At 67.0% G+C, this 26718-nt stretch carries 24 protein-coding genes; 18 read left to right on the plus strand and 6 right to left on the minus strand.

All coding sequences use genetic code 11. The features are described from left to right. Positions 1–23: 23 nt before the first annotated feature. Entirely contained in the window at positions 24–581 is a 558-nt protein-coding gene (locus MKP05_RS04730) for a DJ-1/PfpI family protein (RefSeq protein ID WP_110282288.1), read from the minus strand. Positions 582–768: 187 nt separating this feature from the next. Between MKP05_RS04730 and MKP05_RS04735 the strand changes: the two genes are divergently transcribed. From MKP05_RS04735 to MKP05_RS04805, 15 genes are all read left to right on the plus strand, one after another. Further along, positions 769–1476, plus strand: a complete 708-nt coding sequence (locus MKP05_RS04735; RefSeq protein WP_240567265.1) for a hypothetical protein — start codon at positions 769–771, stop codon at positions 1474–1476. A gap of 117 nt (positions 1477–1593) precedes the next feature. Next, positions 1594–2520, plus strand: a complete 927-nt coding sequence (locus MKP05_RS04740) for a LysO family transporter (RefSeq protein ID WP_240567266.1) — start codon at positions 1594–1596, stop codon at positions 2518–2520. 236 nt (positions 2521–2756) lie between these two features. Next, entirely contained in the window at positions 2757–4028 is a 1272-nt protein-coding gene (locus tag MKP05_RS04745) for an ABC transporter substrate-binding protein (RefSeq protein ID WP_240567267.1), read from the plus strand. 12 nt (positions 4029–4040) lie between these two features. Beyond that, complete coding sequence (locus MKP05_RS04750) at positions 4041–5018, plus strand: carbohydrate ABC transporter permease (RefSeq protein ID WP_240567268.1); 978 nt, start codon at positions 4041–4043, stop codon at positions 5016–5018. Beyond that, positions 5015–5857, plus strand: coding sequence for a carbohydrate ABC transporter permease (locus tag MKP05_RS04755; RefSeq protein ID WP_240567269.1), 843 nt, complete (start codon positions 5015–5017; stop codon positions 5855–5857). Before MKP05_RS04750 ends, MKP05_RS04755 begins: the two co-directional genes overlap by 4 nt. A 24-nt stretch (positions 5858–5881) precedes the next feature. After that, positions 5882–7504 carry an alpha-glucosidase gene (locus MKP05_RS04760; protein ID WP_240567270.1) on the plus strand — a complete coding sequence of 541 codons (1623 nt, stop codon included), beginning with the start codon at positions 5882–5884 and terminating at the stop codon, positions 7502–7504. A 47-nt stretch (positions 7505–7551) separates the two neighbouring features. Next, on the plus strand, positions 7552–8670 hold the full coding sequence (locus MKP05_RS04765; RefSeq protein ID WP_240567271.1) for an ABC transporter ATP-binding protein: 1119 nt from the start codon (positions 7552–7554) through the stop codon (positions 8668–8670). 419 nt (positions 8671–9089) lie between these two features. Then, positions 9090–10349: an ABC transporter substrate-binding protein gene (locus tag MKP05_RS04770; protein WP_373681009.1), complete on the plus strand. Its 1260-nt coding sequence runs from the start codon at positions 9090–9092 to the stop codon at positions 10347–10349. 67 nt (positions 10350–10416) lie between these two features. After that, positions 10417–12066: an alpha-amylase family glycosyl hydrolase gene (locus tag MKP05_RS04775; RefSeq protein WP_240567272.1), complete on the plus strand. Its 1650-nt coding sequence runs from the start codon at positions 10417–10419 to the stop codon at positions 12064–12066. Positions 12067–12187: 121 nt separating this feature from the next. Next, a complete protein-coding gene (locus MKP05_RS04780; protein ID WP_110282298.1) occupies positions 12188–13240 on the plus strand; it encodes a LacI family DNA-binding transcriptional regulator in 1053 nt (350 codons plus the stop codon). A 113-nt stretch (positions 13241–13353) separates the two neighbouring features. Next, complete coding sequence (locus MKP05_RS04785; RefSeq protein ID WP_240567273.1) at positions 13354–14799, plus strand: ATP-binding protein; 1446 nt, start codon at positions 13354–13356, stop codon at positions 14797–14799. Beyond that, entirely contained in the window at positions 14796–15515 is a 720-nt protein-coding gene (locus MKP05_RS04790; protein WP_110282300.1) for a response regulator, read from the plus strand. Before MKP05_RS04785 ends, MKP05_RS04790 begins: the two co-directional genes overlap by 4 nt. A 116-nt stretch (positions 15516–15631) precedes the next feature. Then, positions 15632–16342, plus strand: a complete 711-nt coding sequence (locus tag MKP05_RS04795) for a type 2 periplasmic-binding domain-containing protein (protein WP_240567274.1) — start codon at positions 15632–15634, stop codon at positions 16340–16342. A gap of 456 nt (positions 16343–16798) precedes the next feature. Then, positions 16799–18847: a choline BCCT transporter BetT gene (gene betT, locus MKP05_RS04800; protein ID WP_240567275.1), complete on the plus strand. Its 2049-nt coding sequence runs from the start codon at positions 16799–16801 to the stop codon at positions 18845–18847. A gap of 233 nt (positions 18848–19080) precedes the next feature. Further along, on the plus strand, positions 19081–19320 hold the full coding sequence (locus MKP05_RS04805; protein WP_240567276.1) for a hypothetical protein: 240 nt from the start codon (positions 19081–19083) through the stop codon (positions 19318–19320). A 196-nt stretch (positions 19321–19516) separates the two neighbouring features. Here MKP05_RS04805 and MKP05_RS04810 read toward each other — a convergent pair whose 3' ends face one another. From MKP05_RS04810 to MKP05_RS04820, 3 genes are all read right to left on the minus strand, one after another. Next, entirely contained in the window at positions 19517–20032 is a 516-nt protein-coding gene (locus MKP05_RS04810; protein WP_240567277.1) for a universal stress protein, read from the minus strand. Positions 20033–20257: 225 nt separating this feature from the next. Continuing rightward, positions 20258–20677 carry a secondary thiamine-phosphate synthase enzyme YjbQ gene (locus MKP05_RS04815; RefSeq protein WP_240567278.1) on the minus strand — a complete coding sequence of 140 codons (420 nt, stop codon included), beginning with the start codon at positions 20675–20677 and terminating at the stop codon, positions 20258–20260. A gap of 119 nt (positions 20678–20796) precedes the next feature. Further along, positions 20797–21276 carry a cupin domain-containing protein gene (locus MKP05_RS04820; RefSeq protein WP_240567279.1) on the minus strand — a complete coding sequence of 160 codons (480 nt, stop codon included), beginning with the start codon at positions 21274–21276 and terminating at the stop codon, positions 20797–20799. A gap of 270 nt (positions 21277–21546) precedes the next feature. Here MKP05_RS04820 and MKP05_RS04825 point away from each other — a divergent pair, with 270 nt between their 5' ends. From MKP05_RS04825 to MKP05_RS04835, 3 genes are read left to right on the plus strand one after another with little or no spacing between them, the layout of a single operon-like run. Beyond that, a complete protein-coding gene (locus tag MKP05_RS04825; RefSeq protein ID WP_240567280.1) occupies positions 21547–22173 on the plus strand; it encodes an RNA polymerase sigma factor in 627 nt (208 codons plus the stop codon). Further along, entirely contained in the window at positions 22170–22412 is a 243-nt protein-coding gene (locus MKP05_RS04830) for an anti-sigma factor family protein (RefSeq protein WP_240567281.1), read from the plus strand. The genes MKP05_RS04825 and MKP05_RS04830 overlap by 4 nt, the downstream gene beginning before the upstream one ends. A 32-nt stretch (positions 22413–22444) precedes the next feature. Next, positions 22445–23662, plus strand: coding sequence for a MerC family mercury resistance protein (locus tag MKP05_RS04835; RefSeq protein WP_240567282.1), 1218 nt, complete (start codon positions 22445–22447; stop codon positions 23660–23662). A 110-nt stretch (positions 23663–23772) separates the two neighbouring features. Here MKP05_RS04835 and adhP read toward each other — a convergent pair whose 3' ends face one another. Together adhP and exaC are read right to left on the minus strand one after the other, a co-directional pair. Next, positions 23773–24801 carry an alcohol dehydrogenase AdhP gene (gene adhP, locus MKP05_RS04840; RefSeq protein ID WP_240567283.1) on the minus strand — a complete coding sequence of 343 codons (1029 nt, stop codon included), beginning with the start codon at positions 24799–24801 and terminating at the stop codon, positions 23773–23775. A gap of 307 nt (positions 24802–25108) precedes the next feature. Continuing rightward, positions 25109–26629 (minus strand): acetaldehyde dehydrogenase ExaC, encoded by a 1521-nt coding sequence (exaC, locus tag MKP05_RS04845; protein ID WP_240567284.1) that lies wholly within the window; start codon positions 26627–26629, stop codon positions 25109–25111. Between the last annotated feature and the right edge of the window lie 89 nt (positions 26630–26718).

Raw genomic sequence — 26718 nt, forward strand, 5'->3', positions numbered from 1 at the left:
CCCGACCACGACGATGCCCCAGCCTACAGCAGCGCGTCGAACTGGCTGAGCCAGGCCGGATGCGCCGGCCAGGCGGGCGCCGTGACCAGCTTGCCGCTCGACACGGCCTGGTCGACCTCGATCTCGGCATAGTCGCCGCCGGCCAGGCGGACTTCCGGCGCGCAGGCCGGGTAGGCCGAGACCCGGCGCCCCTCCAGCGACACCGCCGCCGCCAGCAGCTGGGCACCATGGCAGATCGCGGCGACCGGCTTTTCATGCTCGAAGAAGTGACGAACCATCTCCAGTACCCGCTCGTCGAGGCGCAGGTACTCCGGGGCACGCCCACCGGGGACCACCAGGCCATCGTAGTCGGCCACCTCGACCTCGGCGAAGGTGGCGTTCAGGGTGAAGTCGTGCCCCGGCTTCTCGGTGTAGGTCTGGTCGCCCTCGAAGTCGTGGATGGCCGTGCGAATCCGGTCCCCCTCGCGCTTCTCCGGGCAGACGGCATCGACCTCGTGCCCCATGGCCTGCAACGCCTGGAAGGGCACCATGATCTCGTAGTCCTCGACGAAGTCACCGGCAATCAGCAAGAGTCTGGCCATGGGAAGGTCCTCCGTGTGAAGGGTCGTGACGGAACTGTCGCGACCTGCAGGCAGAAGCGTAGCAGCCCGTCGACCACCCCGCCCGAGCGTGCAACAAGGGTGCAGTGGGGAACCGGAACCGTGCTCCGCGGTTCACAGCCCTGTTGCCTCAACCCACTGCCGAGCCACTGCCACGGGGAGACCCGCCATGCCCCACCCTTCGAGTCTTCTGTCCCCCTTGCTGCTCCTGCTGACCCTGACCCCGGCGGACCCCTCCGGAGCGCACGCGGCGGCTCCTGGCAAGCAGGCGGCGGCGCTCGAGCACAGCGCGGAACCCCGGCCCTTCACCGCCAGCTACCGGCTGGAGGTGCGTGGCTGGCCCAGCGCCACCATCGAGCATCGCTTGACCCGCGAAGGTGGCCACTGGCAGAGCCGCATGCGTGCTGCCATCGCCGTGGCCCGGGGCAGCGAACGCAGCCGCTTCATCATCACGCCGGACGGGGTGCGCTCGGTGAACTATGCCAGCGGCTACTCGCTGCTGGGCATCGGTGGCGACTACCGGCTCGGCAGCGACGAACTGGCCGAGCGACCGGACCGCCAGACCGCCCTGTTCGAGCTGTCGCGCCGCGCCCTCACCGGCGACTGCCAGTACGCCTCCTGTCGGCTCGACTACCAGGACCACCGCGGCCGCGGGGAGCGGCTCGACTACCGGGTACTCGACCGCGAGACGCTCGCCCTGCCCGCCGGGGAGTTCGAAGCCGTCAGGGTCGAGGCCAGCGACCCCGAGAAGCCCCAGCGCCGGCTGCTGTTCAGTTTCCACCCCGAGTACCCCGGACTGCTGCTGGCGGTGGAATACCACCGCGACGGCAAGCGCCAGAGCCGCCTGTCGCTGACCGAGCTGGCCCGGGCCGACTGACATTCATGTCGCTGATCCCCCATTCGGGAAAAGCCTTTCCCCTCTCCCGCGGGCTTCTCTAAAGTAACGGGCCTCACGGCCGCCGACGGCGGCCCTATTGCCGGGAAGGGAGTCTCGATGCTGTCCGGTCTGCTGATCGTGCTGTTGCCGCTGGTGCTGGGCTATCTGGTGCCGGTTCACCAAGCCCGGGCCATGGCCCTGATCAATCACGGGGTGAACGCCTCGGTCTACGTGATCCTGCTGCTGATGGGGGTGAGCCTCGCCGGACTCGAGGACCTCACCAGCCAGCTCTCGCGCCTGGGCGGTCAGGCCCTGCAGCTGTTCGCGGTGATCAGCGTCCTGAACCTGGCAGGCCTGTGGTGGCTCTCCCGGCGGCTCGGCCTGCGTGCGGACCCGTCGCAGGTGGTACCCGGCGCGCCCACCAGCAAGCTGGCCGCCATTGCCGGCTCGCTCGCGTTGGTGGGCGTGGTGGTGCTGGGCGTGCTGCTGGGCCTGGCCGGCGGCGGCCTGGCCGGCGCGGCGCTGTTCGCCCAGACCGAGACCCTCGCCGAGTGGGTGCTCTACGCCCTGCTCGCGCTGATCGGCTGCCAGTTGCGCAACTCCGGCATGCCCCTGCGGCAGATCCTGCTCAATCGCTTCGGCCTGGCCATCGCCACGGTGCTGGCCGTGACCTCGCTCGCCGGCGGCCTGCTGGCCGCCCCCCTGCTCGACCTGGCCTGGAACGAGGGGCTGGCCATGGCCGCCGGCTTCGGCTGGTATTCGCTCTCGGGCATCCTGATCGGCGACCGGCTCGGGCCCCTGCTCGGTGGGGTGGCCTTCTTCAACGACCTGACCCGGGAGCTGCTCGCCTTCGTGCTGATCCCGCTGGTGATCCGCCGCCACGCGGCACTCGCCATCGGCTACGGCGGCGCCACCTCCATGGACTTCACCCTACCGGTGATCCAGCAGCACGGCGGCGTGGCCTGCGTGCCCATCGCCGTGGTCAGCGGCTTCATCCTGTCGCTGCTGTCGCCGCCGCTGATTCTGTTCCTGCTCTCCCTATGATGGGCGGCGGCCTCCAACCGCCGGCGCCCTCAGCTCGTAGCTCGTAGCTCGTAGCTCGTAGCTCGTAGCTCGTAGCTCGTAGCTCGTAGCTCGTTAGCCCAAAGTCTAGGTTGAACTTCGCGCCACGAAACGGCTAACTGGGCGCCATTGAACTTAATCGTTTAAGTTCACGCGATGACTGGCACTACCGACAGCCCTATCCATACTCAAAACAACAAGCCGACGAGGAAACCACCATGCTCAAGAAACAACTGATCACCGCCATCGCCCTGGCTGGCGCTACCACTGCCGGTACCAGCCAGGCCCAGGCAGCGGAGCTGACCATCTCCTGCGGCGCCGTGGGGGCCGAGCTCACCCTGTGCGAACAGGGCGTCGCCCAGTGGGAAGAGAAGACCGGCCACGAAGTGGATATCGTCTCCACGCCCAACTCCTCCACCGAACGCCTGTCGCTCTACCAGCAGATCCTCTCCGCCCAGTCCGACGACATCGACGTGATGCAGATCGACGTGGTGTGGCCGGGCCTGCTGGCCAACCACCTGCTCGATCTGAACGAGACCCTCGGTGCGGATGCCGCCGAGGGTCACTTCGAGACCATCGTCACCAACAACACCGTCGACGGCCGCCTGGTGGCCATGCCCTGGTTCACCGATGCCGGGGTGCTCTACTACCGCAAGGACCTGCTCGAGGAGTACGGCTTCGAGCCCCCCGAGACCTGGCAGGAACTGACCGAGATCGCCACCGAGATCCAGGCCGCCGAGCGAGAGGCGGGCAATGACAGGATGTGGGGCTATGTCTTCCAGGGCCGAGCCTACGAGGGCCTGACCTGCAACGCCCTGGAGTGGATCGCCAGCTACGGCGGCGGCAGCGTCGTCGACACCGACGGCGAGATCACCATCGACAACGAGCGCGCCGCCGAGGCCCTCGACCTGGCCGCCACCTGGATCGGCGAGATCTCCCCGGACGGCGCCCTCAACTATACCGAGGAGGAAGCCCGCGGCATCTTCCAGTCCGGCAACGCCGTCTTCATGCGCAACTGGCCCTACGCGTGGTCACTGGCCCAGAGCGAGGACAGCAACGTGCGCGACAAGGTTGGCGTGGTCAAGCTGCCGCACGGTGCCGACGGCGAAAGCGCGGCCACCCTGGGCGGCTGGAACCTGGCGGTGTCGAAGTACAGCGAGCATCCCGAACTCGCCGCCGACCTGGTGGCCTTCCTGACCGGCGAGGCCGAGCAGAAGCGTCGCGCCATCGAGGGCGCCTACAACCCCACCCTGGCCTCCCTCTACCAGGACGAGGAGGTGCTCGAGGCCGTGCCCTTCTTCGGCACCCTCTACGAGACCTTCACCAACGCCGTGGCTCGCCCCTCGGCGCCCACCGGCGACAACTACGGCCGCGTCAGCAACAGCTTCTTCAACGCCGTGCATCAGGTGCTCTCCGGAGACCTCAGCGGTGCCGAAGCCGTCGCCCAGGTGGATAGCGAACTCTCGCGCATCAAGCGTCGTCGCTGGTAACCGGAGGTCATCATGACGATTCAAGCAACCGACAGCGCCCCTGCGAAGGGGCGCGCCCCCCAGGCAAGCCATCATCGTGGTACCAAGGTTCGCCGCCAGCGCGTGCGTGCCGCCTGGACCTTTCTCGCGCCGATGCTGGTGGTGCTGGTCATGGTCGCCGGCTGGCCGCTGCTGCGCACTATCTACTTCAGTTTCACCGATGCCTCGTTGTCCGACACCGCCGGCGCGGCGCTGATCGGTTTCGAGAACTATCTCGTCTATGACGATGGCGCCTGGTACGGCCTGCTCGCCGACCCGGTGTGGTGGCGATCGGTATGGAACACGGTGTTCTTCAGCGTCGTCTCGGTGTCGCTGGAAGTGGTATTCGGCATCATCGTCGCCCTGCTGCTCAACGCCGAGTTCAAGGGCCGCATGCTGGTGCGTGCCGCCGTGCTGATTCCCTGGGCGATTCCCACCATCGTCTCGGCGAAGATGTGGGCCTGGATGCTCAACGACCAGTTCGGGATCATCAACCACATGCTGATGGCGATCGGCATCATCGATTCGCCCATCGCCTGGACCGCCAGCGCCTCCTACTCCATGTGGGCGGTGATCATGGTCGACGTCTGGAAGACCATCCCCTTCGTCGCGCTACTGGTCCTGGCCGCCCTGCAGATGCTGCCCAAGGACTGCTACGAGGCGGCGGAGGTCGACGGCATCCACCCCGTGCGCGTCTTCTTCAGGGTCACCCTGCCGCTGATCACGCCGGCCCTGATGGTCGCGGTGATCTTCCGCATGCTCGATGCCCTGCGGGTGTTCGACGTCATCTACGTACTGACCTCCAACGCCACCAGCACCATGACCATGTCGATCTACGCCCGCCAGCAGCTGGTCGAGTTCCAGGACGTGGGCTACGGCAGTGCCGCCTCGACCCTGCTGTTCCTGATCATCGCCCTGGCCACCGTAATCTACCTGTATCTCGGGCGCCGTCAACTGGGAGTGGAACAATGAACCAGTATCAGCTCATCAAACTCGCCAAGCGCGTGGGGCTCTATGCGCTCATCGCCGTGGTGATGGTTTATGCCGTCTTCCCCTTCTACTACGCCGTGATCACCTCGCTGAAACCCTCCAGCGAGCTGTTCCGCATCGACTTCTGGCTATCATCGCTGGATTTCGGCAACTATGTGCAGATCTTCTCCCAGAAGAGCTTCGTGCGTGCCATCTTCAACTCGATCATCGTCTCGCTCTCGGTGGTCTTCATCGCCCTGCTGCTGGGCATCACCGCCTCCTATGCCCTGGGTCGGGTGCGCTTCCGCGGCCGCACCACGGTGATGCTGGTGATCCTCGGGGTGTCGATGTTCCCCCAGGTGGCCGTGCTCTCCGGGCTCTTCGAGGTCATCCGCACCCTGAACCTCTATAACAACCCCGGTGGCCTGATACTGAGCTACACCATCTTCACCCTGCCCTTCACCGTCTGGGTGCTGACCACCTTCATGCGACAGCTGCCCATGGAGCTGGAAGAGGCGGCGATCATGGACGGCGCCACCCCCTGGGTGATCATCACCAAGGTATTCCTGCCGTTGATGTGGCCGGCCATGGCGACGACCGGCCTGCTGGCCTTCATCGCCGCCTGGAACGAGTTCCTGTTCGCCCTGACCTTCACCCTCACCGACGACCAGCGCACCGTGCCGGTAGCCATCGCCCTGATCTCCGGCGGCAGCCAGCACGAGCTGCCGTGGGGGGCGATCATGGCCGCGTCGGTGACCGTCACCGTCCCCCTGGTCATCCTGGTGATGATCTTCCAGCGGCGCATCGTCTCCGGCCTTACTGCCGGCGCCGTCAAGGGCTGATCCATGCTTTCAAGGACCCCCAACATGCAAGACAACCTGACCTGGTGGCGCGGCGGCGTCATCTACCAGATCTACCCGCGCAGTTTCATGGATGCCAACGGCGACGGCATCGGCGACCTCAAGGGCATCACCGATAAGCTCGACTATGTCGCCTCGCTGGGCGTCGACGGCATCTGGCTGTCGCCCTTCTTCACCTCGCCGATGCTCGACTTCGGTTATGACGTCAGTGATTATCGCGACGTCGACCCGATGTTCGGCACCCTGGGGGATTTCAAGGCCCTGCTCGCCCGAGCCCATGAGCTGGGCCTCAAGGTGATGATCGACCAGGTGATCAGCCACTCGTCCGACCAGCATCCCTGGTTCCAGGAGAGCCGCCAGAACCGCACCAACCCCAAGGCCGACTGGTACGTGTGGGCCGACCCCAAGCCGGACGGCACGCCGCCCAACAACTGGCTGTCGATCTTCGGCGGGCCGGCCTGGACCTTCGATTCGCGTCGGCGTCAGTACTACCTGCACAACTTCCTGACCAGCCAACCGGACCTCAACTTCCACAACCCCGAGGTCCGCCAGGCGAACCTGGACAACATGCGCTTCTGGCTGGAGCTGGGCGTCGACGGCTTCCGCCTGGATACCGTCAACTTCTACTTCCACGACGCCGAGCTGCGCGACAACCCGCCGGTGCCGGCCGGCGAGGCCAAGACCCTGGGGGCACCGGACAGCAATCCCTACACCTGGCAGCGCCACGTCTATGACCTGAGCCGCCCCGAGAACCTCGACTTCCTCAAGGACCTGCGTGCCCTGATGGATGAGTTCCCCGGCACCACCACGGTGGGCGAGATCGGCGACGACAATCCGCTCCAGCGCATGGCCGAGTACACGGCCGGCGGCGACAAGCTGCACATGGCCTATACCTTCGACCTGCTCAATGACCCGCACTCGCCGGCCTATATCCGCGAGGTGATAGAGCGCTTCCAGCGGCTGGCCGGCGACGCCTGGCCGTGCTGGGCGCTGTCCAATCACGACGTGGTGCGCAGTGCCACCCGCTGGGGCCAGGGCGAAGATCCCGTGGCCTACCCCAAGGTGGCGCTGGCCCTGCTCTTCTCGCTACGCGGCAGCGTCTGCCTCTACCAGGGCGAGGAGCTCGGCCTGCCCGAGGCCGAGGTGCCCTTCGAGCGCATCCAGGACCCCTACGGCAAGGTGCTGTGGCCGGAGTTCAAGGGTCGCGATGGCTGCCGCACCCCCATGCCCTGGACCGACAGTGCCCAGGGCGGCTTCACCGCCGGTGATGTGGAACCCTGGCTGCCGGTGGTGCCTCGGCACCTGCCGCTGGCCGTCGAGTGCCAGGAAAAGGCCCAGGAGTCGATCCTCAATGCGACGCGGCAGATGCTGGCCTTCCGGCGCGCCCACCCGGCGCTGGTCGATGGCGCCCTCGAGCTGGTCGACGTCGGCGACGACCTGCTCGGCTTTATCCGCGAGGGGCATGGCGAACGGCTGCTGTGCGTCTTCAACCTCGGCGCGGAGAGCCTGAGCACGACGCTACCGCAGCCCGGCATCCCGCTCCAGGGCCATGGCTTCGCGTCGCGCCTCGATAACGACACCTTGACGCTGGCGCCCTATCAGGCCGCCTATCTCCAGCTCGATACCTGACACACCACACAAGAATGCCGGCCTCGCGGCCGGCAAGGAGTCGCAAGATGGCAAGCGTGACCCTGGAAAAGCTCAACAAGACCTTCGGCCACACCCATATCATCAAGGACGTCGACCTCAAGGTCGCCGACGGCGAATTCGTGGTCTTCGTCGGGCCCTCCGGCTGCGGCAAGTCGACCCTGCTGAGGCTGATCGCCGGCCTGGAATCGATCACCGACGGCGAGCTGAAGATCGCCGACGGCGTGGTCAACGACCTGCCACCGCGCGAGCGCGGCGTGGGCATGGTCTTCCAGTCCTACGCCCTCTATCCGCACATGACGGTCTACGAGAACATGGCCTTCGGCCTCAAGCTGGCCAAGATGGCCAACGAGACGGTGGACGACCGGGTGATGGCCACGGCCCGCATCCTGCAGCTCGAGGAGCTGCTGCACCGCAAGCCCAAGGAGCTCTCCGGCGGCCAGCGCCAGCGGGTGGCCATGGGCCGCGCCATGGCCCGCGAACCGCGCATCCTGCTGTTCGACGAGCCGCTGTCCAACCTGGATGCCTCGCTGCGCGTGCAGATGCGCAACGAGATCGCCCGCCTGCACTACCGCCTGGGTTCGACCATGATCTACGTCACCCACGACCAGGTGGAAGCCATGACCCTGGCCGACAAGATCGTGGTGCTGCGCGACGGCCGCATCGAGCAGGTCGGCAGCCCCCAGACCCTCTACCAGCAGCCGGCAACGAAGTTCGTGGCGGGCTTCATCGGCTCGCCGACCATGAACTTCATGCCGGCCGAGCTGATGCATAAGACCGTCAGCGGCAGCAACGAGGGCTGCCGGGTAACGGCGCCGGGCCTGGGCGAACTCGCCCTGCCCCAGGATGCCAGCGGCGAGAGCAAGGGCGCCAGCCTGTCGCTGGGCGTGCGCCCCGAACACCTGCGCCTCGACGAGGCCCACGGCGACAACAGCTTCGAGATCGTCAACATCGAGTACCTGGGCAACGAGGTCTATGTCTACCTCGAACCCAAGGTCGGCGATACCCTGCTGATCCATCGCAGCGAGGCACCCAGCCGCTGGACACTCGGTCAGCGCGTGGCGCTGGTGCCCGACCTGGAGCACGTTCACCTCTTCAACGGCCAGGACCAGGCATTGACCGTCAAGACCACGCGAGCCGTGGCCTGACGGCCATATCGGCGTCCGCCGGTGACCCCTTTACCGCCGACGCCGCAGCGTTACCCGGCAAGGGGCTTCCCGACCGGGAAGCCCCCTGCCTCGTCAATGGCCCGAGCATCGAGCAGGCGACCTGCCGGGCGGCAACGACAAGACCCAGCCGGAGAACCTGTCGTTGCAGGCCCCTGGCATCGCCATGGCGCTTTGCCATCGATCCACAGGCGCGACGTCGACCGGGATGCCCTGAATCGCTTCAGCCTTCGCGGCGACTTCTCAAACCAAGGTCTAGGTTGCCCCTGTCGAAGATGGGCGACTAGTCTGCAGCAGACTTAAACGTTTAAGTCCTGACTGACATCGACCTCCACAACGACAATCACGGAGAACCTCCCATGACTCACGTTTCGATCCCCCACCAGCGTGCCGGCCATCGCCTGCTCAAGACGGCCACCGGGGCGGCACTGCTGGGGGGCACCTTCCTGGCCGCTCCCCATGTCCTGGCGGAGGAGATCTCCATCGCCTGCGGCACCGGCGATGCCGCCGACTACTGCCCGATCGCCGCCGAGCAGTGGGCCGAGAAGACCGGCAACACCGTTCAGGTCGTCTCCACCCCCAACAGTGCCACCGAGAAGCTGTCGCTCTACCAGCAGCTGCTGGGCAGCGAGTCCAGCGATATCGACGTGCTGATGATCGATATCGTCTGGCCCGGCATGCTCGATGACCACATGGTGGACCTCTCCGAGTACCTGCCCGAGGACGCCACCGACGGCTTCTTCCCGGCGCTGGTCGACAACAACACCGTCGACGGCCGCCTGGTGGCCATGCCCTGGTTCACCGATGCCGGGCTGCTCTATTACCGCAAGGACCTGCTGGAAAAATACGGGCACGAGGTCCCCGAGACCTGGCAGCAGCTGACCGAGATCGCCCGCGAGGTCCAGGCCGCCGAGCGCGCGGCCGGCAACGACGATTTCTGGGGCTTCAGCTTCCAGGGCCGCGCCTACGAGGGCCTGACCACCAACGCCCTGGAGTGGGTGGCGAGCCACGGCGGCGGCACCATCGTCGACGACGAAGGCAACGTCACCATCAACAACCCACGCGCCGCCGCCGCGCTGGACCTGGCCGCCAGCTGGGTCGGCGACATCTCCCCCGAGGGCGCCCTCAACCATACCGAAGAGGAGACCCGCGGGATCTTCCAGTCCGGCAACGCGCTGTTCCTGCGCAACTGGCCCTATGTCTGGTCGCTGGCCAACGGCGAGGACAGCGAGGTGGCCGGCAAGGTCGGCATGGCGCCGCTCCCCCATGGCCCGGAGGGCGAGTCGGTCGCCACCCTGGGCGGCTGGAACTGGGCCGTGTCGCGCTACTCCGAACACCCCGAGCTGGCCGCGGACCTGGTCGCCTTCATCACCTCGAAGGAGCAGCAGAAGGCACACGCCATCCAGATGGGCATGAACCCGACCATCGAGGCGCTCTATCAGGACGAGGAGGTACTGGCCAGCAACCCCTCCATGAGTGAGCTCTACGAGACCCTGGTGGGCGGCGTGTCGCGTCCCGCCACGGTGACCGGCGACGCCTACGCGCGGGTCTCCAACGCCTTCTTCAACCGCGTCCACTCGGTGCTCTCCGGTGACCTCGACGGCGAAGCCGCCGTGCAGCAGCTCGAGGGCGAGCTGCGCCGCCTCAGCCGCCGCTGGTAAGCCGGCTTCCCGCTCACCCACGACCCAGGGAGGGCCACCAGGCCCTCCGCCACTTCGGGAGGTATTCATGACCCTGTCCCAGCAACGCCCGAACGACCGAACCGACTGGTGGCGCGGCGCCACTATCTACCAGATCTACCCGCGCAGCTTCCTGGATGCCAACGGTGACGGCATCGGCGATCTCAAGGGCATCACCGCACGGCTCGACCATGTGGCGAGCCTCAATGTCGATGCCATCTGGCTGTCGCCCTTCTTCACCTCGCCGATGGACGACTTCGGCTACGACGTGGCCGACTATTGCGATGTCGACCCCATGTTCGGCACCCTGGATGACTTCCGTGCGCTGGTCGAGCGCGCCCATGAACTGGGCCTGCGGGTGATCATCGACCAGGTGCTCTCCCACAGCTCCGACCAGCACCCCTGGTTTCAGGAGAGCCGCCAGGACCGCACCAACCCCAAGGCCGACTGGTACGTCTGGGCCGACCCCAGGCCCGACGGCACCCCGCCCAACAACTGGATGGCCGCCTTCAGCGGCCGCGCCTGGACCTTCGACGCCCGGCGCCGCCAGTACTACCTGCACAACTTCCTGCCCAGCCAGCCGGACCTCAACTTCCATAACCCCGAGGTGCAGCAGGCCCAGCTCGACAACCTGCGCTTCTGGCTGGAGCTCGGCGTCGACGGCTTCCGCTTCGACGTGGTCAACTACTATTTCCACGACCCCGCGCTGACCGACAACCCGCCCATGCCCCGCGAACGGGTACAGCCCGGCAACCCCCAGAGCTACCAGTTCCAGCAGCACAACATCGAGCAGCCGGAGAACCTGCCCTACCTGGAGCGCATCCGTGCCCTGCTCGACGAGTACCCGGGCTCCACCACCGTGGGCGAGATCGCCGGCAACGACCAGCTGCCGACCATGGCCGCCTATACTCAGGGTGAGTCGCGATTGCATATGGCCTACACCTTCGACCTGCTGGGCTCCACGGGCGACGCCGCCGAGCTGCACGACGTGCTGGCGCGCTTCCGGGAGCTCGGCGAGGACACCTGGCCGTGCTGGGCACTCTCCAACCACGACGTCGAGCGCAGCGCCACCAGCTGGGGCGAGGAGCGCGCCCTGCTGGCACTGACCGTGCTCTGCTCGCTGCGCGGTAGCCTGTGCCTCTACCAGGGCGAGGAGCTCGGCCTGCCCGAGGCCGAACTGGCCTATGAGGACCTCCAGGACCCCTTCGGCATCAACCTCTGGCCCGAGGTCAAGGGCCGCGATGGCTGCCGGACGCCGATGGTCTGGGAGGATGCACCGAACGGCGGCTTCTGCCCGGAGGGCGTGCCCCCCTGGCTACCGGTCTTCGCGCGCCACCGGCCCCTGGCCGTGGAACGCCAGGACCAGGCGCCCGACAGCCTGCTGAATCGGGTACGCCAGCTGCTGAAGCTGCGCGCCGACAGCGATACCCTGCGCCAGGGCGAGCAGCAATTGATCGCCCCCGAGGCGCTACCCGAAGACGTCTTCGGAGTGGTACGCCAGTCGGGCGAACAACGCCTGCTGTGCCTGGCCCATCTCGGCCAAGAGGGGGCCGTTGCGGCACGGGTGCGGCTCGACGACCTGGTGCCCGGCGCCAATGGCTGGTCGAGCCTGGCGCTGCCGGGCATGGCCACGCCGCAGCTGGAGGGCCGTGAGCTGGGCCTCGAACCCGGCCAGGCGACCTGGCTGGCCATCACCTGAGCCACCAGCGGTCGGCGGCTGCCTCGGCGCCGTCCGACCGACTGGCCCCTCGCCCCTCGATACGCTATGCTAGGCTGCTAACTAAATCGTTAAAGCTAACCACCCGGAGCCGAGTCGTCCTGTGTCCCCCCCACGCCGTACCACCCTCAAGGACCTGGCGCGCGAGCTCGGTGTCTCCACGGCGACCATCTCCAACGCCTTCAATCGCCCCGACCAGCTCTCGCCGGCCCTGCGCGAGCGCATCCTCGGCGAGGCCAAGCGGCTAGGCTACCGGGGTCCCGATGCCAAGGCGCGCAGCCTGCGTACCGGCCGCTCACGGATCATCGCGGTGGTGCTCGCCGAGAGCCTCACCTACAGCATCAACGATCCAGTGGCCAGCGAACTGCTGTCCGGCATCGCCGAAGTGCTGGATGCCCATGGCCATACCCTGCTGCTGCTCTCGGGTCGCCAGCACGTCTCCCAAGTGCCCGGCTCGGCGAGCATTGCCGACGGCTTCATCGCCTACGGTCTGATGCCGCCGAGCCTGATGGTCTCGGCCGACCTGCCCGCCCAGCGCCCCCTGGTGGCCATCGACTTCAGCCCTGCAGGCTACCCCACCGTGCATATCGACAACGAACCGGCCAGCTACATGATCGCCCGGTATGCCCTGCGCACCCCGGCGCGCCGGCCGGCGCTCGTCAGTCTCCGGCTCACCGCCGAGCCCTGCAATGGCCGCATCACCGAGGAGCACACCCTGCTCCCTCCCGAGAGCAGCATCACCCGTTCACGATTGGCAGGTTTCCATCGGGCCCTCGAGGAACGGGGTTTCACACCCTCGGACGCGCCCATGTGGAATATCGAGGAGAATACCTTCGAGGTGTGTGCCCCGGTGCTCGAGGAGATCCTCGACCTGCCCGACGACGAGCGACCCGACCTACTGCTGTGCATGTCGGATCGCATCGCCCTCACCGCCCTCACCCTGGCCGAGCAGCGCGGCCTGCGCATCCCCGAGGACCTGCGCCTCACCGGCTTCGACGGCATTGCCGAGGGCCAGTACCGGGCCCCGCGGTTGACCACGGTGCGCCAGGACAGCGTCGAGAAGGGCCGCATCGCCGCGCGCATGATCCTCGGCCTGGCGCCCTCCGAGTCGACCCTGCTGCCCACCACGCTGATCGTCGGCGACACCGCGCCCTGAGGTTGGCCGGCCCCTGCTTGCCGGCGCTTGCACCTTGCTTGCACAGTACCTGACCAATGGCTGCATCGCCCTCGGCGATGCTGTGGTCTCCGTTCTTCCGTCTCGAGTCGCCCATGAGCCCCCGCCTCCCCCGTCCCGCCGTGTCCCGCCTGGGCATCAAGCTGTTCGTGATCATCCTGGTGGTCAACGTGGTCATCTCGGTGCTGGTCTTCCTGGCGGTGTCACGCAGCCTCGACCGCGGCTTCATCGAATACCTCGACACCACCCAGACCAACCGCGCCGAGACCCTGGCCGAGGGCCTCGGTGAGGAGTGGGCCCGGCGCGGCGACTGGCAGTGGCTGCGCGCATCTCCCTCCGCCTGGCACCGGCTGGTCCGTCAGCAGCTATGGCCGGGCGAAGGGCCGCCGCCCCAGGGCTTCGAGCGCCGCCTGGGCGATGCCAGTAACTTCGTGCTCCACGACGCCCGCGGCCTGCCGGTGATCGGCCTGCCCCCGGCGCCGCCCGACGAGCATGAGCCACCCCCCGAACTACGCTGGCTGCCCATCGAATACGACGGCGAGCGGGTCGGCACCCTGGGCTATCGTCCCCCCGAGCAGCTGATGGCGCGCATGGACCGCATCTTCCTGGCGCGTCAGCAGCGCAACCTGGCGATCATTGTCGGCTCCCTGGGCATCGCCTCGCTGCTGCTGGCCGGTGGTCTCTCCTGGTGGCTCGGCCGGCGCACCCGCAGCATGGCGCTGGCCACCCGGCGCCTCACCGAGGGCGACTACAGCATCCGCCTGCCCGAGCGGGGCCGCGACGAGCTCTCGCGGCTGGCCCACGACTTCAACGTCCTGGCCGGCACCCTGGAGGCCAGCCGCGCGGCGCGCTCCCGCTGGGTCTCCGACATCGCCCACGAGCTGCGCACCCCGCTCGCCGTGCTGCGTGGCGAGATCGAGGCGATGCAGGACGGCATCCGAGCCCTGGACCAGGACAACCTTCACTCCCTCTCCCAGGAGGTGGGCCAGCTCGAGCGCCTGGTGGCCGACCTGCGGCTGCTCTCCCAGAGCGACGCCGGCGCCCTCGAGGTCCAGCTCGCCCCGCTGGATCTGGCCGAGAGCCTCGCAAGCCGGCTGGAGGACGCCCGCGGCTGGCTCGACGACAGCGGGATCACCCTCGAGACCGAGATCTCCGGCAAGGCCTGGATCCGCGGCGACATCCAGCGCCTGCGCCAATTGTGGAACAACCTGCTCGACAACACCTGCGCCTACACGCACGCCCCCGGCCGGCTCCGGGTGAGCGTGCAGCCACTGACGGACAGGGTCCGGGTGACCTGGGAGGACAGCGCACCGGGCGTACCGCCACCGGAACTGCCGCGGCTGACCGAGCGACTCTACCGGGTCGAAGGCTCGCGCAGCCGCGCCAGCGGCGGCAGCGGTCTGGGGCTCTCCATCGCCACCGCGCTGGTCAAGGCCCATGGCGGACGCATGATGGCCTCGCCATCGTCGCTCGGTGGGTTATGCTGGATACTGGAGTTTCCGGCACTCGACGCCCCGGGATTCAGGGAGAAACATGCATGAACCACCACGACACCCCACCGGACACCATCCTGATCGTCGAGGACGAGCCCAAGATCGCCCGGCTGGTGGCCGACTACCTGGAGGGCAACGGCTTCGCCACCCGGCACCTCGACCATGGCGATGCGGTGCTGCCCTGGCTCGAACACGCCAGGGAGGACAACGCAGCACCCGACCTGGTGTTGCTCGACCTGATGCTGCCGGGCACCGACGGCCTGACCCTGTGCCGCGAGATCCGCCAGCGCTGGCCGCGGCTGCCGGTGATCATGCTCACCGCACGGGTCGAGGAGGTGGACCGCCTGCTGGGCCTCGAACTCGGCGCCGACGACTACATCTGCAAGCCCTTCAGCCCGCGGGAAGTCGTGGCCAGGGTCAAGGCGGTGCTGCGCCGCAGCCGGGCGGCCCTGGCCCCCGCCACCACGACCGGCAGTGACCTGGTGCTTGACGACGATGGCTGGCGGGCACTGGCCGACGGCCAGGACCTGGGCCTGACCGCGGTGGAGTTCCAGCTGCTGCGGGTGATGATGCACGCCCCCGGCCGGATCTTCTCCCGCGACCAGTTGATGGATCACATGTACCGCGACCACCGCATCGTCTCCGAGCGCACCGTGGACAGCCACATCAAGAAGCTGCGCAAGAAGATCGGCGAGGTATGGCCGGAGCGGGAGATCATTCGCTCGGTCTATGGCGTGGGCTACAAGTACCAGCCGGAGGAGTAGCCGGCCGCCCGGCCCCGGGCGGCCGATGCACGGCCTTTGCACCTTCGCTGCATGCCCCTTGCACGGCGGCGGGCGAGACTGCCATTGTCAACTCAAGCCCTTCCAGGAGTGCCACCATGAACATCTCCCTCTCCCGCAAGCTGCTGCTGCCCGCCCTGCTCGCCGTCGCCATCGCCCCGCTGGCGCTTTCCGCCACCGCCGGCCCCCAAGGTGAAGGGCGCCCGGCCGGGTACGAGCAGTACCAGGAACAGCGCGAGGCCAAGCGCCAGGCGCTGTTCGAGCGCGCCGGCCTCGACGAGGCCACCCGCGAGGCCCTGGAAGAAGCCCACAACGAACACCGTCAGGCCATGCGCGAGCTGCACCGGGAGCACCGTGAGCGCCTCGATGGAATCCTCGACGAGGAGCAGCGCGAGGCCCTCGCGGAGGCGCGCCGCGAGATGCGCGAGGAGCATCGCAGCGAGTGGCGCGAGAGCCGTCGCGCCGCCATGCAGGAGCGCCTCGAGGCGCTGGTCGACGGCTGGGAGCTCAGCGACGAGGAGCGCGAGGCCCTGCGCGAGGCCCGCGAGTCGATCTACGCCGACCTCGAGGCGCTACGTGGCCGGGACTTCGACTCCCGGGAAGAGCGTCGCACCGCCATGCGGGAAATGCGTGAACAGCACCAGGCCAGTCTGGCCGAACTGCTCAGCGATGAGCAGCTCGAGGAGCTCAAGGCCGCCTTGAAGCCGCACGGCGGAAAGGCCCATGGCAAGCGCCACGGCCATTACCACCACGACCATCACTGGGGTGACGACAAGCACGCTGAAAAGGATGAGGACCGCAACGACTGACCTGCCCGGCGCTTCCTGCGTTCGCCCCGGCCCGACCTCCGTGTCGGGCCTTTTCGTGTGCCGACGCCGCCAGTTGTATGACACGCCCGGCAGCCAGAAGACGATGCCGGGGAAATTGTGTTGTAGAGGATCGCCACGACCACCAGCAGCCTGGCACTCCCCGGGCCGGCTGCCACCCTGCCTCCAACGCAGGGTTGCAGCCGACAGCAGAAGCGCGTATTTTATTTGAACGATCAATCAATAAAAATCATTATGCCGACCATTCATCCCGTCTCATGTCCAGCGGCGACATTCGAGGGTCCGGGGCTAGCCAAGGCGTACCGATTGACGTTATTTTGATTGTGCGTTCAATCAAAATAACGTTCCAGCACCTTCGAACGCCCGCACGACAGCCCTGCCCACCCGTTGCCCGACGGCGTGAGACACGACATCAACAACATTCAGGGAGTCAGCCCCATGGCGCATGACATTACCCACCCCGAACGACGGGATCGTCTCAATCCGGCCGTGTTCCACGGTTCGGTTGCCGGCATCCTGGTCTTCCTCGTACTGACCATGCTCTTCACCGAGCAGGCCGGTGCCTTCTTCGATGCCGGCCTGGCCTGGGTCAGCGAGACCTTCGGCTGGTACTACATGCTGGCGGTCGTGGCCTACCTGGTCTTCGTGATCGCCATCGGCGCCTCGCGCTTCGGCAGCATCCGCCTCGGCCCCGACCACTCGCGGCCGGAATTCTCGCTGCTCTCCTGGTCGGCGATGCTGTTCGCCGCCGGCATCGGCATCGACCTGCTGTTCTTCAGCGTCGCCGAGCCGGTGGCCCACTACCTGGCGCCGCCGGACATGACCCCGGAGAGCCAGGAGGCGATGCGCGCCGCCGTGGTCCAGACCTTCATGCACTGGGGGCTCTCCGGCTGGGGACTCTACGTGCTGATGGGCATGGCCCTGGCCTACTTCAGCTATCGTCATCGCCTGCCGCTGGCCATCCGCAGCGCCCTCTATCCCCTGCTCGGCAAGCGCATCCACGGCCCCATCGGCAATGCCGTGGACATCACCGCGGTGATCTCCACGGTATTCGGCATCGCCACCAGCCTGGGCATCGGCGTGATGCAGCTCAACTACGGCCTCGCCTACATGTTCGACGTGCCGGAAAGCCTCTCGGTGCAGGTCATCCTGATCGCCCTGGTGGTAGTGCTGGCGACGATCTCGGTGGTCAGCGGCGTGGAGAAGGGCATCCGCCGCCTCTCCGAGTTCAACATGCTGCTGGCACTGGCGCTGCTGCTGTTCGTGCTCTTCCAGGGCCACACCCTGAAGCTGCTCGACATGGTGGTGAACAATGCCGGCGACTACTTCTCGGGCTTCGTGGCCAAGAGCTTCGACACCTACGCCTTCGCCGGCGACGCGGCCAACGAGTGGAAGATGTGGTGGACGATCTTCTTCTGGGGCTGGTGGATCGCCTGGACGCCCTTCGTCGGCCTGTTCCTGGCGCGCATATCCCGTGGGCGCACCATCCGCGAGTTCGTCGCCGGTGCCCTGTTCATTCCGCTGGCCTTCATGATGGTGTGGATGTCGGTGTTCGGTAACAGCGGCATCGACCTGGTCGCCAATCAGGGTATCGTCGAGCTCGGCGAACAGGCGCTGAACACGCCGCAGACCACCATGTACACCCTGCTCGAGCACTACCCCTGGGTCGGACTCACCGCCGCCGTGGTCACGGTGCTGGGCATCGTCTTCTTCGTCACCTCGGCGGACTCCGGTGCCCTGGTGCTGGCCAACTTCACCTCGATCCTGTCCGACGTGAACCACGACGCCCCGGTACGCCTGCGCATCTTCTGGTCGGTGGTGATCGGCCTGATCACCGTCGCCCTGCTGATGGCCGGCGGCCTGGCCGCCCTGCAGAGCGCCGTGGTGATCACCGCCCTGCCCTTCTCGCTGGTGATCTTCGCGATCATGGTCGGCATGTACAAGGCACTGAAGCTGGAGGGTCGCAAGGCCGATGCCCGTCGTCGCGTCTCCGGCACCGCCCCGGGCGGCGACTGGCGCGAGCGCCTCGACCGCGCCCTGGACACCTCGACCCGGGCCGGCGCCGCCGCCACCATCGAGCACGCCATCCGCCCGGCGCTGACGCAGTTCGCCCAGGAGCTGGAGAGCCGCGGCCAGGAGGCCACGGTGACCGAGGAGCCGCTCGAGGGCGAGCCGCTGCCGAGCCTGACCCTGCAGGTGCAACTGGAGAATGCCGCCAGCTTCGTCTATCAGGTCTGCCCGCACCGCCTGCGTACGCCGAGCTTCCTGCCGGTGGATGACGACTACTATGTGCGGCTGGACGTCTACCTGGCCGAGGGCGGCACCGGCCAGGACCTCAACGGTTATACCCGCGGCCAGGTGATCGGTGACGTGCTCTCGGAGTACGAGCGCCACCTGCACTTCCTGGCGTTGACCGACGAGGGCGGCAACGTTCAGGCCATGCCCGGCGCCGTGGGCGAACCACCCGTCGAGGCCACCCAGGCCTGAGCCGCGGTTCGTTCCCTCCTGCGATAACGGCGACGCCCCCGGGCGTCGCCGTCTGTCGTCAGGGACGAGGCAACTGCCTGTGACCAGGCGTCCTCTCCGACCACACCCAGGGCGTGATCTGGCTGGGACACAGTAAGGTATCTTCATCGGCGACTGATTGGCAGCATCGCACGAGACACTGCCAGGCCTCGACTAGACTGAGAGCCACCTACCGCTCATGGAGCGAAACGACTATGAGTCACCGATTCATCGAGGTCATCACCGACTATCCCACCACCGAGGAAGAGTACGTCCTGCTGCTGCATCTCGACCAGATCGCGCAGATTCGTCCCGAGATCGAGGCGGAAAACGAGCCGCGCCACGAGCCGGTGGCCGTGGTCACCCTGACCAGCGGCGAGACGGTGATCCTCAAGAACAGCTTCAAGAGTGTGGTCAAGCGGCTCACCGAGGCGAAGATGGTGATGCGGCCCTGAGCGCTCGCCCCTGTGGCCTGACACCCGATCTCCAACAAGCGCAGCGGGGGCTCACCGGCTATCGTCATGAACAAGGCAATTGCCGGTGAGCGGGCGTCCTCTCCGGCCCCCGCACCGCTTGGGTGCATGATGCCCCACGGCGACGCTCAGGCGTCGCCGTGTACAGGCAGCAGGCCCTCATCCACCATTGCTGATCTCAAGCCTCGGCGACATTGATGATCATCATGGGGATCGAAAGGTGGTGCAGGACATCCTCGGTCACGCTGCCTTCAAGCAACCGCTTCACGCCAGCACGTCCGTGGCTCGCCATGGCCACCAGCGCCACATGCTGCAGTTTGGCGAGTTCCACGATTTCCTCGGCCGGCTTGCCGAAGTGGATGGCGACCGAGACGTCGTACCCCTTCGATCTCAGGTCAGTGATGTCATCCTCCAATTCACGACGAAGCTTCTCCTCGAAGGAGCTCCATTCCGTGTCCCGGAAGATGGGATGAGGATCCGCTTCCTGATCCAATGTCGTCACGACACCATAGGGCCCCAGGATCATCGGCCGAGAGGTGATGTTGCTCAAGTCGAACTGGCTGGAGGGCACCCGGGCGGCCCGCAACAGGAGAATCTCATAGCTATCGGGGCTGAAGAATTCACACACCGGCAGAAGAATCCTGCGGCTGACGTCCGAACCGTCCATCGGAATGAGGATCTTTCGCTTGTCCATCGTGCCTGCCCTATACCTGAAAAGGTGGTGATGATAATCGCTTACACGCTCTATCGATTACCTTAGCCCATGGCCCGGATCCTCACACTGCCCGCTGCTGAGCCGCCGCGAGCACAGGGGAAGGATATTCCTCTTCACACGAGGGGCCTGCCCTCTACCTGACGTCACAGCGACAAGAGGGGGCGACGTGCGCGTCGCCCCCTCTTGTCGTTCAGGCCTCGCCGATCATTCGCCTTGCAAGGTGGCGATCAGCCGCCGCGCACCGCCCCGGTCGCGATGCTCGCCGAGCCAGAGGCCCTGCCAGGTCCCCAGCACCAGGCGGCCGCCGCGCACCGCCAGGGTCAACTGGGTACCGAGCAGGCTGGCGCAGATATGGGCCGGCATGTCGTCGGGGCCCTCCAGGGTATGGCGGAAATACGGCAGGTCGCCGGGAATCCGCTCGCGCAGGAAGGCATCCAGGTCGTGGCGCACGTCCGGGTCGGCATTCTCGTTGAGCGTCAGCGACGCCGAGGTGTGCAGCAGCTGCAGGTGCAGCAGCCCCGTCGACACCTCCCGCAACCCGGGCAGACCGTCGACGACCTCGTCGGTGATCAGGTGAAAGCCGCGCGAGCGCGGCGTCAGTCGCAGTTCCTGCTGCATCCACATGGCGGACTCCTCCCGTTCGGACAGCCTGTATCGCCATCCTAACAGGCCGGAAGTCTGGCAGAGAGTGCCGCAACGTCGACGCGACGTGCGGCACAAGAGGGATCATGGCAACGGGTCGGTCAGTTGCGTGGGTCATCCGCCGGGTCTAGGTACTCGATGCCCCAGGGCCCCGTGCCGTGGAGCTGGATGACGGTCTCGCCCTCGGCGTAGCCGAACATGGGATCTCCCGGCGACATGATGGCGTAGCCGCCCACCGGCAGCGCCTGGGTGGCGTCGGGATCGAAGCTCTCGCCATGGGCGAAGTGCAGGGTGCCCTCGAGCACCGTGACCCGCTCATAGGCCGGGTGGACGTGGGGCTTGATCTCGTAGCCGTCATCGAGACGGATACGCAGGGTGAAGGGCTCCTCCTCAGCCAGGTTGCCCTCGATGATGGCAATTTCCGCGCCCTCGCCCATGGAACCCACCGGCCCCCACTCGAGCGCGTCGGGGGTGCCGATCAGGTGCCCGTCGCCCTGGTAGGTGTCGGCCTGCAGGGCGCCGCCGGCGGCGGCCAGGACGAGCCCCAGGGTGATGGCAGTGGTAGTGAGCGTGTTGTGCATGATCATGCTCCTCTCGAGTGTGCATGTGAGGGGCACGGCACGGGTGCCGTGTTCGCAGAGGACGCGGGCACCACTGCAATTGTTCCCATCCCCACCGGTGGCATCCGCCGGGAACCATCGCGCCGCTTGCCGCGTCCTTGTCGTACCACTTGCCCACGCCAGCCGGGCGGCCCATGCTCGAAGGAGCTCCTTATGCCCCTCGCCCATCCAGTCACCCTGCCCTCGCTGCCATGGTGCCCCACCCAGGCCGCGGAGGAGACGAGGCCGACCATGAGCGATCGCCATGCCGATACGCGGCAGTGGTTCGAAGCTCGCCTGGAGCCGCTCCTCGACCGGCTCTACGGCACGGCCCTGCGCCTGACCCGCGACCCGGACGATGCCGAGGACATTGTCGCCGATGCGGTGGGCAAGGCCTGGCGGCGCCTCGACGAGCTGCGCGACCCGTCGCGCTTCGACGCCTGGCTGTTCCATATCCTCACCAATACCTTCATCAGCGAGTGGCGTCGGCGGCAGAGCCGCCCCCGGCCCCCGAGCGGCACCGAGCCGCCGTCCCCGGACGACCTCGACGCCGGCGACTTCACCCTCTTCCAACAACTGCATCAGCCCTTCCTGCTCTGGTGGGGCAGCCTGGAGGAGCAGTTCTTCAACAGCCTGCTGCAGGAAGACCTGCAACGCGCCCTGGATGCCCTCCCCGCCCCCTTCCGGGTGGCGATTGTGCTGGTCGAGGTGCAGGGCTATACGTATGAGGAGGTGTCGCGCCTGCTCGGGATTCCGCTGGGCACGGTCCGTTCGCGGCTGAGCCGGGCGCGTGCCCGGCTGCAGAAGGCGCTCTGGGAGCAGGCCAGGGAAGCCGGCGTGACCTCCTGCCACCCGGGACAGGGAGGGCAGCGATCATGAGCACCAGAGAGCCGAGCTGCGAGGAGGTCATCGAGCGGCTCTTCGACTATCTCGACCGGGAGCTGGATCACCTGCAGGCGGCCGATATCGAGCGACACCTGAGCCGGTGCCGCGACTGCTTCACACGCGCTGAATTCGAGAAACGACTCCGGGCCAGGGTGGAAGCCACCGGCACGGTGAAGGCCCCGACGCGCCTGCGCCACCGTATCCGCGATCTGCTCGACCAGTTCGACGACTAGGCGGATGTCCTGACCCGTGAGGAGACCCTCCCATGGTAGCCATACTCGGGTACTCACCCCGGCAGATCAGCGATGCCGTCCAGGGCATGTACAGTGCAGTGGCCGACACGCCGGACTCCCCCTTCCACTTCCCGGTCGGTGGCTCGGCCTGCCGGGCGCTGGGCTACCCCGAGGAGCAGCTGGCCGGTCTTCCGCCGCCACTACTGGCTTCCTTCGCCGGCGTCGGCTACCCCTTCCGGGCCGGGGCCATTCGCCCCGGCGACCGGGTGCTCGACCTCGGTGCCGGCGCCGGCAACGATTCGCTGATCGCCGGCCGGCTCGCCGGGCGCGATGGCCGGATCATCGCCCTGGATCTCACCTCGGCCATGACCCGCAAGCTCAAGCGCACGGCCGAGGATATCGACAACCTTCACGTGGTCCAGGGCTCGGCGGAATGGCTACCACTGGCCGATGCCAGCGTCGACAGCATCACCAGCAACGGCGCCCTCAACCTGGTGCCGGACAAGCGCCGCGCCGTGGCCGAGATGTTCCGTGTGCTCAAGCCCGGGGGGCGCGTGCAGTTGGCCGACGTGGTGATCCACCGCCCGGTGTCGGTGGATTGCCACGAGGACCCGCGCCTGTGGGTCGAGTGCGTGGTCGGGGCCACGGTGAAGGAGGAACTGATAGCCCTGTTCGAGGAGGCCGGCTTCGAGGAAGTCGAGGTGGTGGGCAGCCACGACTACTTCGCCCTGAGCCCCAGCGCCCAGACCCGCGAGGTCGCCGCCGGCTTCGGCGCGCACTCGGTCGAGATCGGCATGCGCCGCGGGGAGTTGGCACCTTCGCGCCTGCGGCAGTGGTGGCGGCGGCTCGACCCCAGGCGCTGGTTGCTGCTGCTGCGCCGCCGCGGGCTGCTCGGCATCGCGGCCCTGTGCCTGGCGCTGCTGAGCTGCTACGGCACCCTGGCGCTGGTCGGCCTGCTGCCGTTGCTGGGCATCAGCCTGGCCCTCGACGAGGGGGCCTGGGCCCTCGCCATCGCCGCCTTCGTGCTGCTGACCCTGGCGACGCTGGCCGCCGGCATCCGGCGCCATCACGCCGTCGGCCCGACGCTGCTGGCGACGGCGGGCGGCGCCACCATCCTCTACGCGCTGTTCATCGACTATCACGCCTCGGTCGAGCTGGCCGGCTTCGTACTGCTGGCCGCCGCCACCCTGTGGGACCTCAGGCAACGACGACGGCAGGAGGCCAGGGTGCTGGGATTATCGGGGAGCTAGCAGAACACGCTACCGGGACGCGATGGGGCTTCGGTAGCGCCGAGGCCGGTGACCGCAACGACACGGGGCGCGACCAAGGTCGCGCCCCGCGGGTCTTCGCCGGTCGGCGTTCAGCCCGCCATGTCGAGCACGATACGACCCTCGATCTGGCCGTCGAGCATCCTCTTGAACACCTCGTTGATGTTCTCCAGGCGATCGGTGGCCACCGTCGCCTTGACCTTGCCCTCACCGGCAAAGTCCAGCGCCTCCTGGAGATCCTGGCGCGTGCCGACGATCGAACCGCGCACGGTGATGCCGTTGAGCACGGTTTCGAAGATCGGCAGCGGGAAATCACCGGGCGGCAGGCCATTGAGCGAGATGGTGCCGCCGCGGCGCACCATGCCCTGGGCCTGCTCGAAGGCCTTGGGCGACACCGCGGTCACCAGCACCCCATGGGCACCGCCGATCGCCTTCTTCAGGTAGGCGACCGGGTCGGTCTTGGCCGCATTGACGGTGACGCTGGCCCCCAGCCGCTCGGCCAGCGCCAGCTTGGCGTCGTCGATGTCGACCGCGGCCACGTTGAGCCCCATGGCCCTGGCGTACTGCACCGCCATGTGCCCCAGTCCGCCGATCCCCGAGATCACCACCCACTGGCCGGGGCGGGTATCGGTCACCTTGAGCCCCTTGTAGACGGTGACGCCCGCGCACAGCACCGGTGCGATCTCGGCGAAACCGACACTATCAGGCAGGTGGCCGGCGTAGTCGGCGACGGCCAGGGTGTAATCGGCGAAGCCGCCGTTCACCGAATAGCCAGTGTTCTGCTGGGTCTCGCACAGGGTCTCCCAGCCCCCCAGGCAGTGCTCGCAGTGGCCGCAGGCGGAGTGCAGCCAGGGCACACCGACTCGATCGCCCTCCTTGACGTGCTTGACCCCCGCGCCCACGGCGGCCACGTGACCGACCCCCTCATGCCCGGGAATGAAGGGCGGATTGGGCTTGACCGGCCAGTCGCCGTGAGCGGCATGCAGGTCAGTATGACAGACCCCGGAGGCGGCGACCTTGACCAGCACCTCGCCCGGACCGGGGCGTGGCACCTCGACTTCCTCGATGGCCAGGGGGTCTCCGAATTTCCGTACCACGGCGGCTTTCATCGTCTTGTCCATCTCGAATCTCCTCTCGGAGCAGCCCATCCGGCTGCCGGTTGGTGATGTTGTCAGGTGCTCTATATACAAAGGGTGGAAGGAAGTGCAGAGGGTGAAAGGGAGTGCACTCTCAGCGTACGACCGGAGGAATGCCGCCTCATGGACAGCAAGCGTCGGAGCGGAAATATCATGGTGTCCCTCGGGATCACGGTCAGAAGCTGGAGCAGTGAAAAAAGGGGCGCGATTTGCGTCGCGCCCCAAGCTTCTCACCGCTTACACCACACGGCTTGCCTTACGAGAGAGCCTTCACGGCGTCATGGCCACGGCCTCAGAAGAAGCCCAGCGGATTGATGTCGTAGCTGACCAGCAGGTTCTTGGTCTGCTGGTAGTGCTCGAGGGCCACCTTGTGGGTCTCGCGGCCGACACCGGACTTCTTGTAGCCACCGAAGGCGGCGTGCGCCGGATACTGGTGGTAGCAGTTGGTCCAGACGCGGCCGGCCTGGATGCCACGCCCCATGCGAAAGGCAACGTTCATGTCGCGGCTCCACACCCCGGCGCCGAGGCCGAACTCGGTGTCGTTGGCGATGGCCAGCGCCTCGGCCTCGTCCTTGAAGGTGGTCACGGCGACCACCGGACCGAAGATCTCCTCCTGGAAGACGCGCATCTGGTTGTGGCCCTTGAGCAGGGTCGGCTGGATGTAGAAGCCCTTCTCGAAGGCCGGATCGAAGCTCTCCTTGTCGCCGCCGGCCAGGAATTCCGCCCCCTCCTCGCGGGCGATGTCCATGTAGGACATGATCTTGTCGAACTGTTCCTGGGAGGCCTGGGCGCCGACCTGGACGTCGGTATCCAGCGGGTTGCCGCGCTTGATCGCCAGGGTGCGCTCCATGACCTTGGCCATGAAGTCGTCGTACATGCTCTCCTGGATCAGCGCCCGCGACGGGCAGGTGCACACCTCACCCTGGTTGAAGAAGGCCAGCACCAGGCCTTCCACCGCCTTGTCGATGAACTCCGGCTCGGCGTTCATGATGTCGGCGAAGTAGATGTTCGGCGACTTGCCGCCCAGTTCCACGGTGGAGGGGATGATGTTCTCGGCGGCGCACTTGAGGATGTGCGCGCCCACCGGGGTGGAGCCGGTGAAGGCGATCTTGGCGATACGCTGGCTGGTGGCCAGGGCCTGGCCCGCCTCGGCGCCATAGCCGTTGACGACATTGACCACCCCGGGCGGCAGCAGGTCGCCGACCAGTTCCATCAGCTTGAGGATCGACGCCGGGGTCTGTTCGGCGGGTTTGAGCACCACACAGTTGCCGGCGGCCAGCGCCGGGGCCAGCTTCCAGACGGCCATCAGCAGCGGGAAGTTCCAGGGAATGATCTGCCCCACCACCCCCAGCGGCTCGTGGAAGTGGTAGGCCACGGTGTTGGCGTCGATATCGGCGGCCGTGCCCTCCTGGGCGCGAATGCAGCCGGCGAAGTAGCGGAAGTGATCGACCGCCAGCGGGATGTCGGCGTTGAGCGTCTCGCGCACCGCCTTGCCGTTGTCCCAGGTCTCGGCCACGGCGAGCGCCTCGAGGTTGGCCTCGATGCGATCGGCGATCTTCAGCAGGAGGTTGGAGCGCTCGGTGGCGGAGGTCTTGCCCCAGGCGGGAGCGGCGGCGTGCGCGGCGTCCAGCGCCAGCTCGATATCCTCGGCGGTGGAGCGCGGGATCTCGCAGATCACCCCGCCGTTGACCGGACTGATGTTGTCGAAATACTGGCCCTTCACCGGGGCGACGAACTCGCCGCCGATATAGTTGCCGTAGCGTTTCTCGAAGGAAACGACCGATCCAGAACTACCGGGGTTGGCGTAGATCATGACGTGCACTCCTGCTCTGTTTGGATATCTCTGGTGATTCGGCGGTCGGCGATGCGTCGTAGTCGTTGACCGAACCTGTGTAAGAGCCT

Origin of the sequence: Halomonas flagellata (assembly GCF_022487945.1) — a bacterium.
Classification (GTDB): Bacteria; Pseudomonadota; Gammaproteobacteria; order Pseudomonadales; family Halomonadaceae; genus Halomonas; species Halomonas flagellata.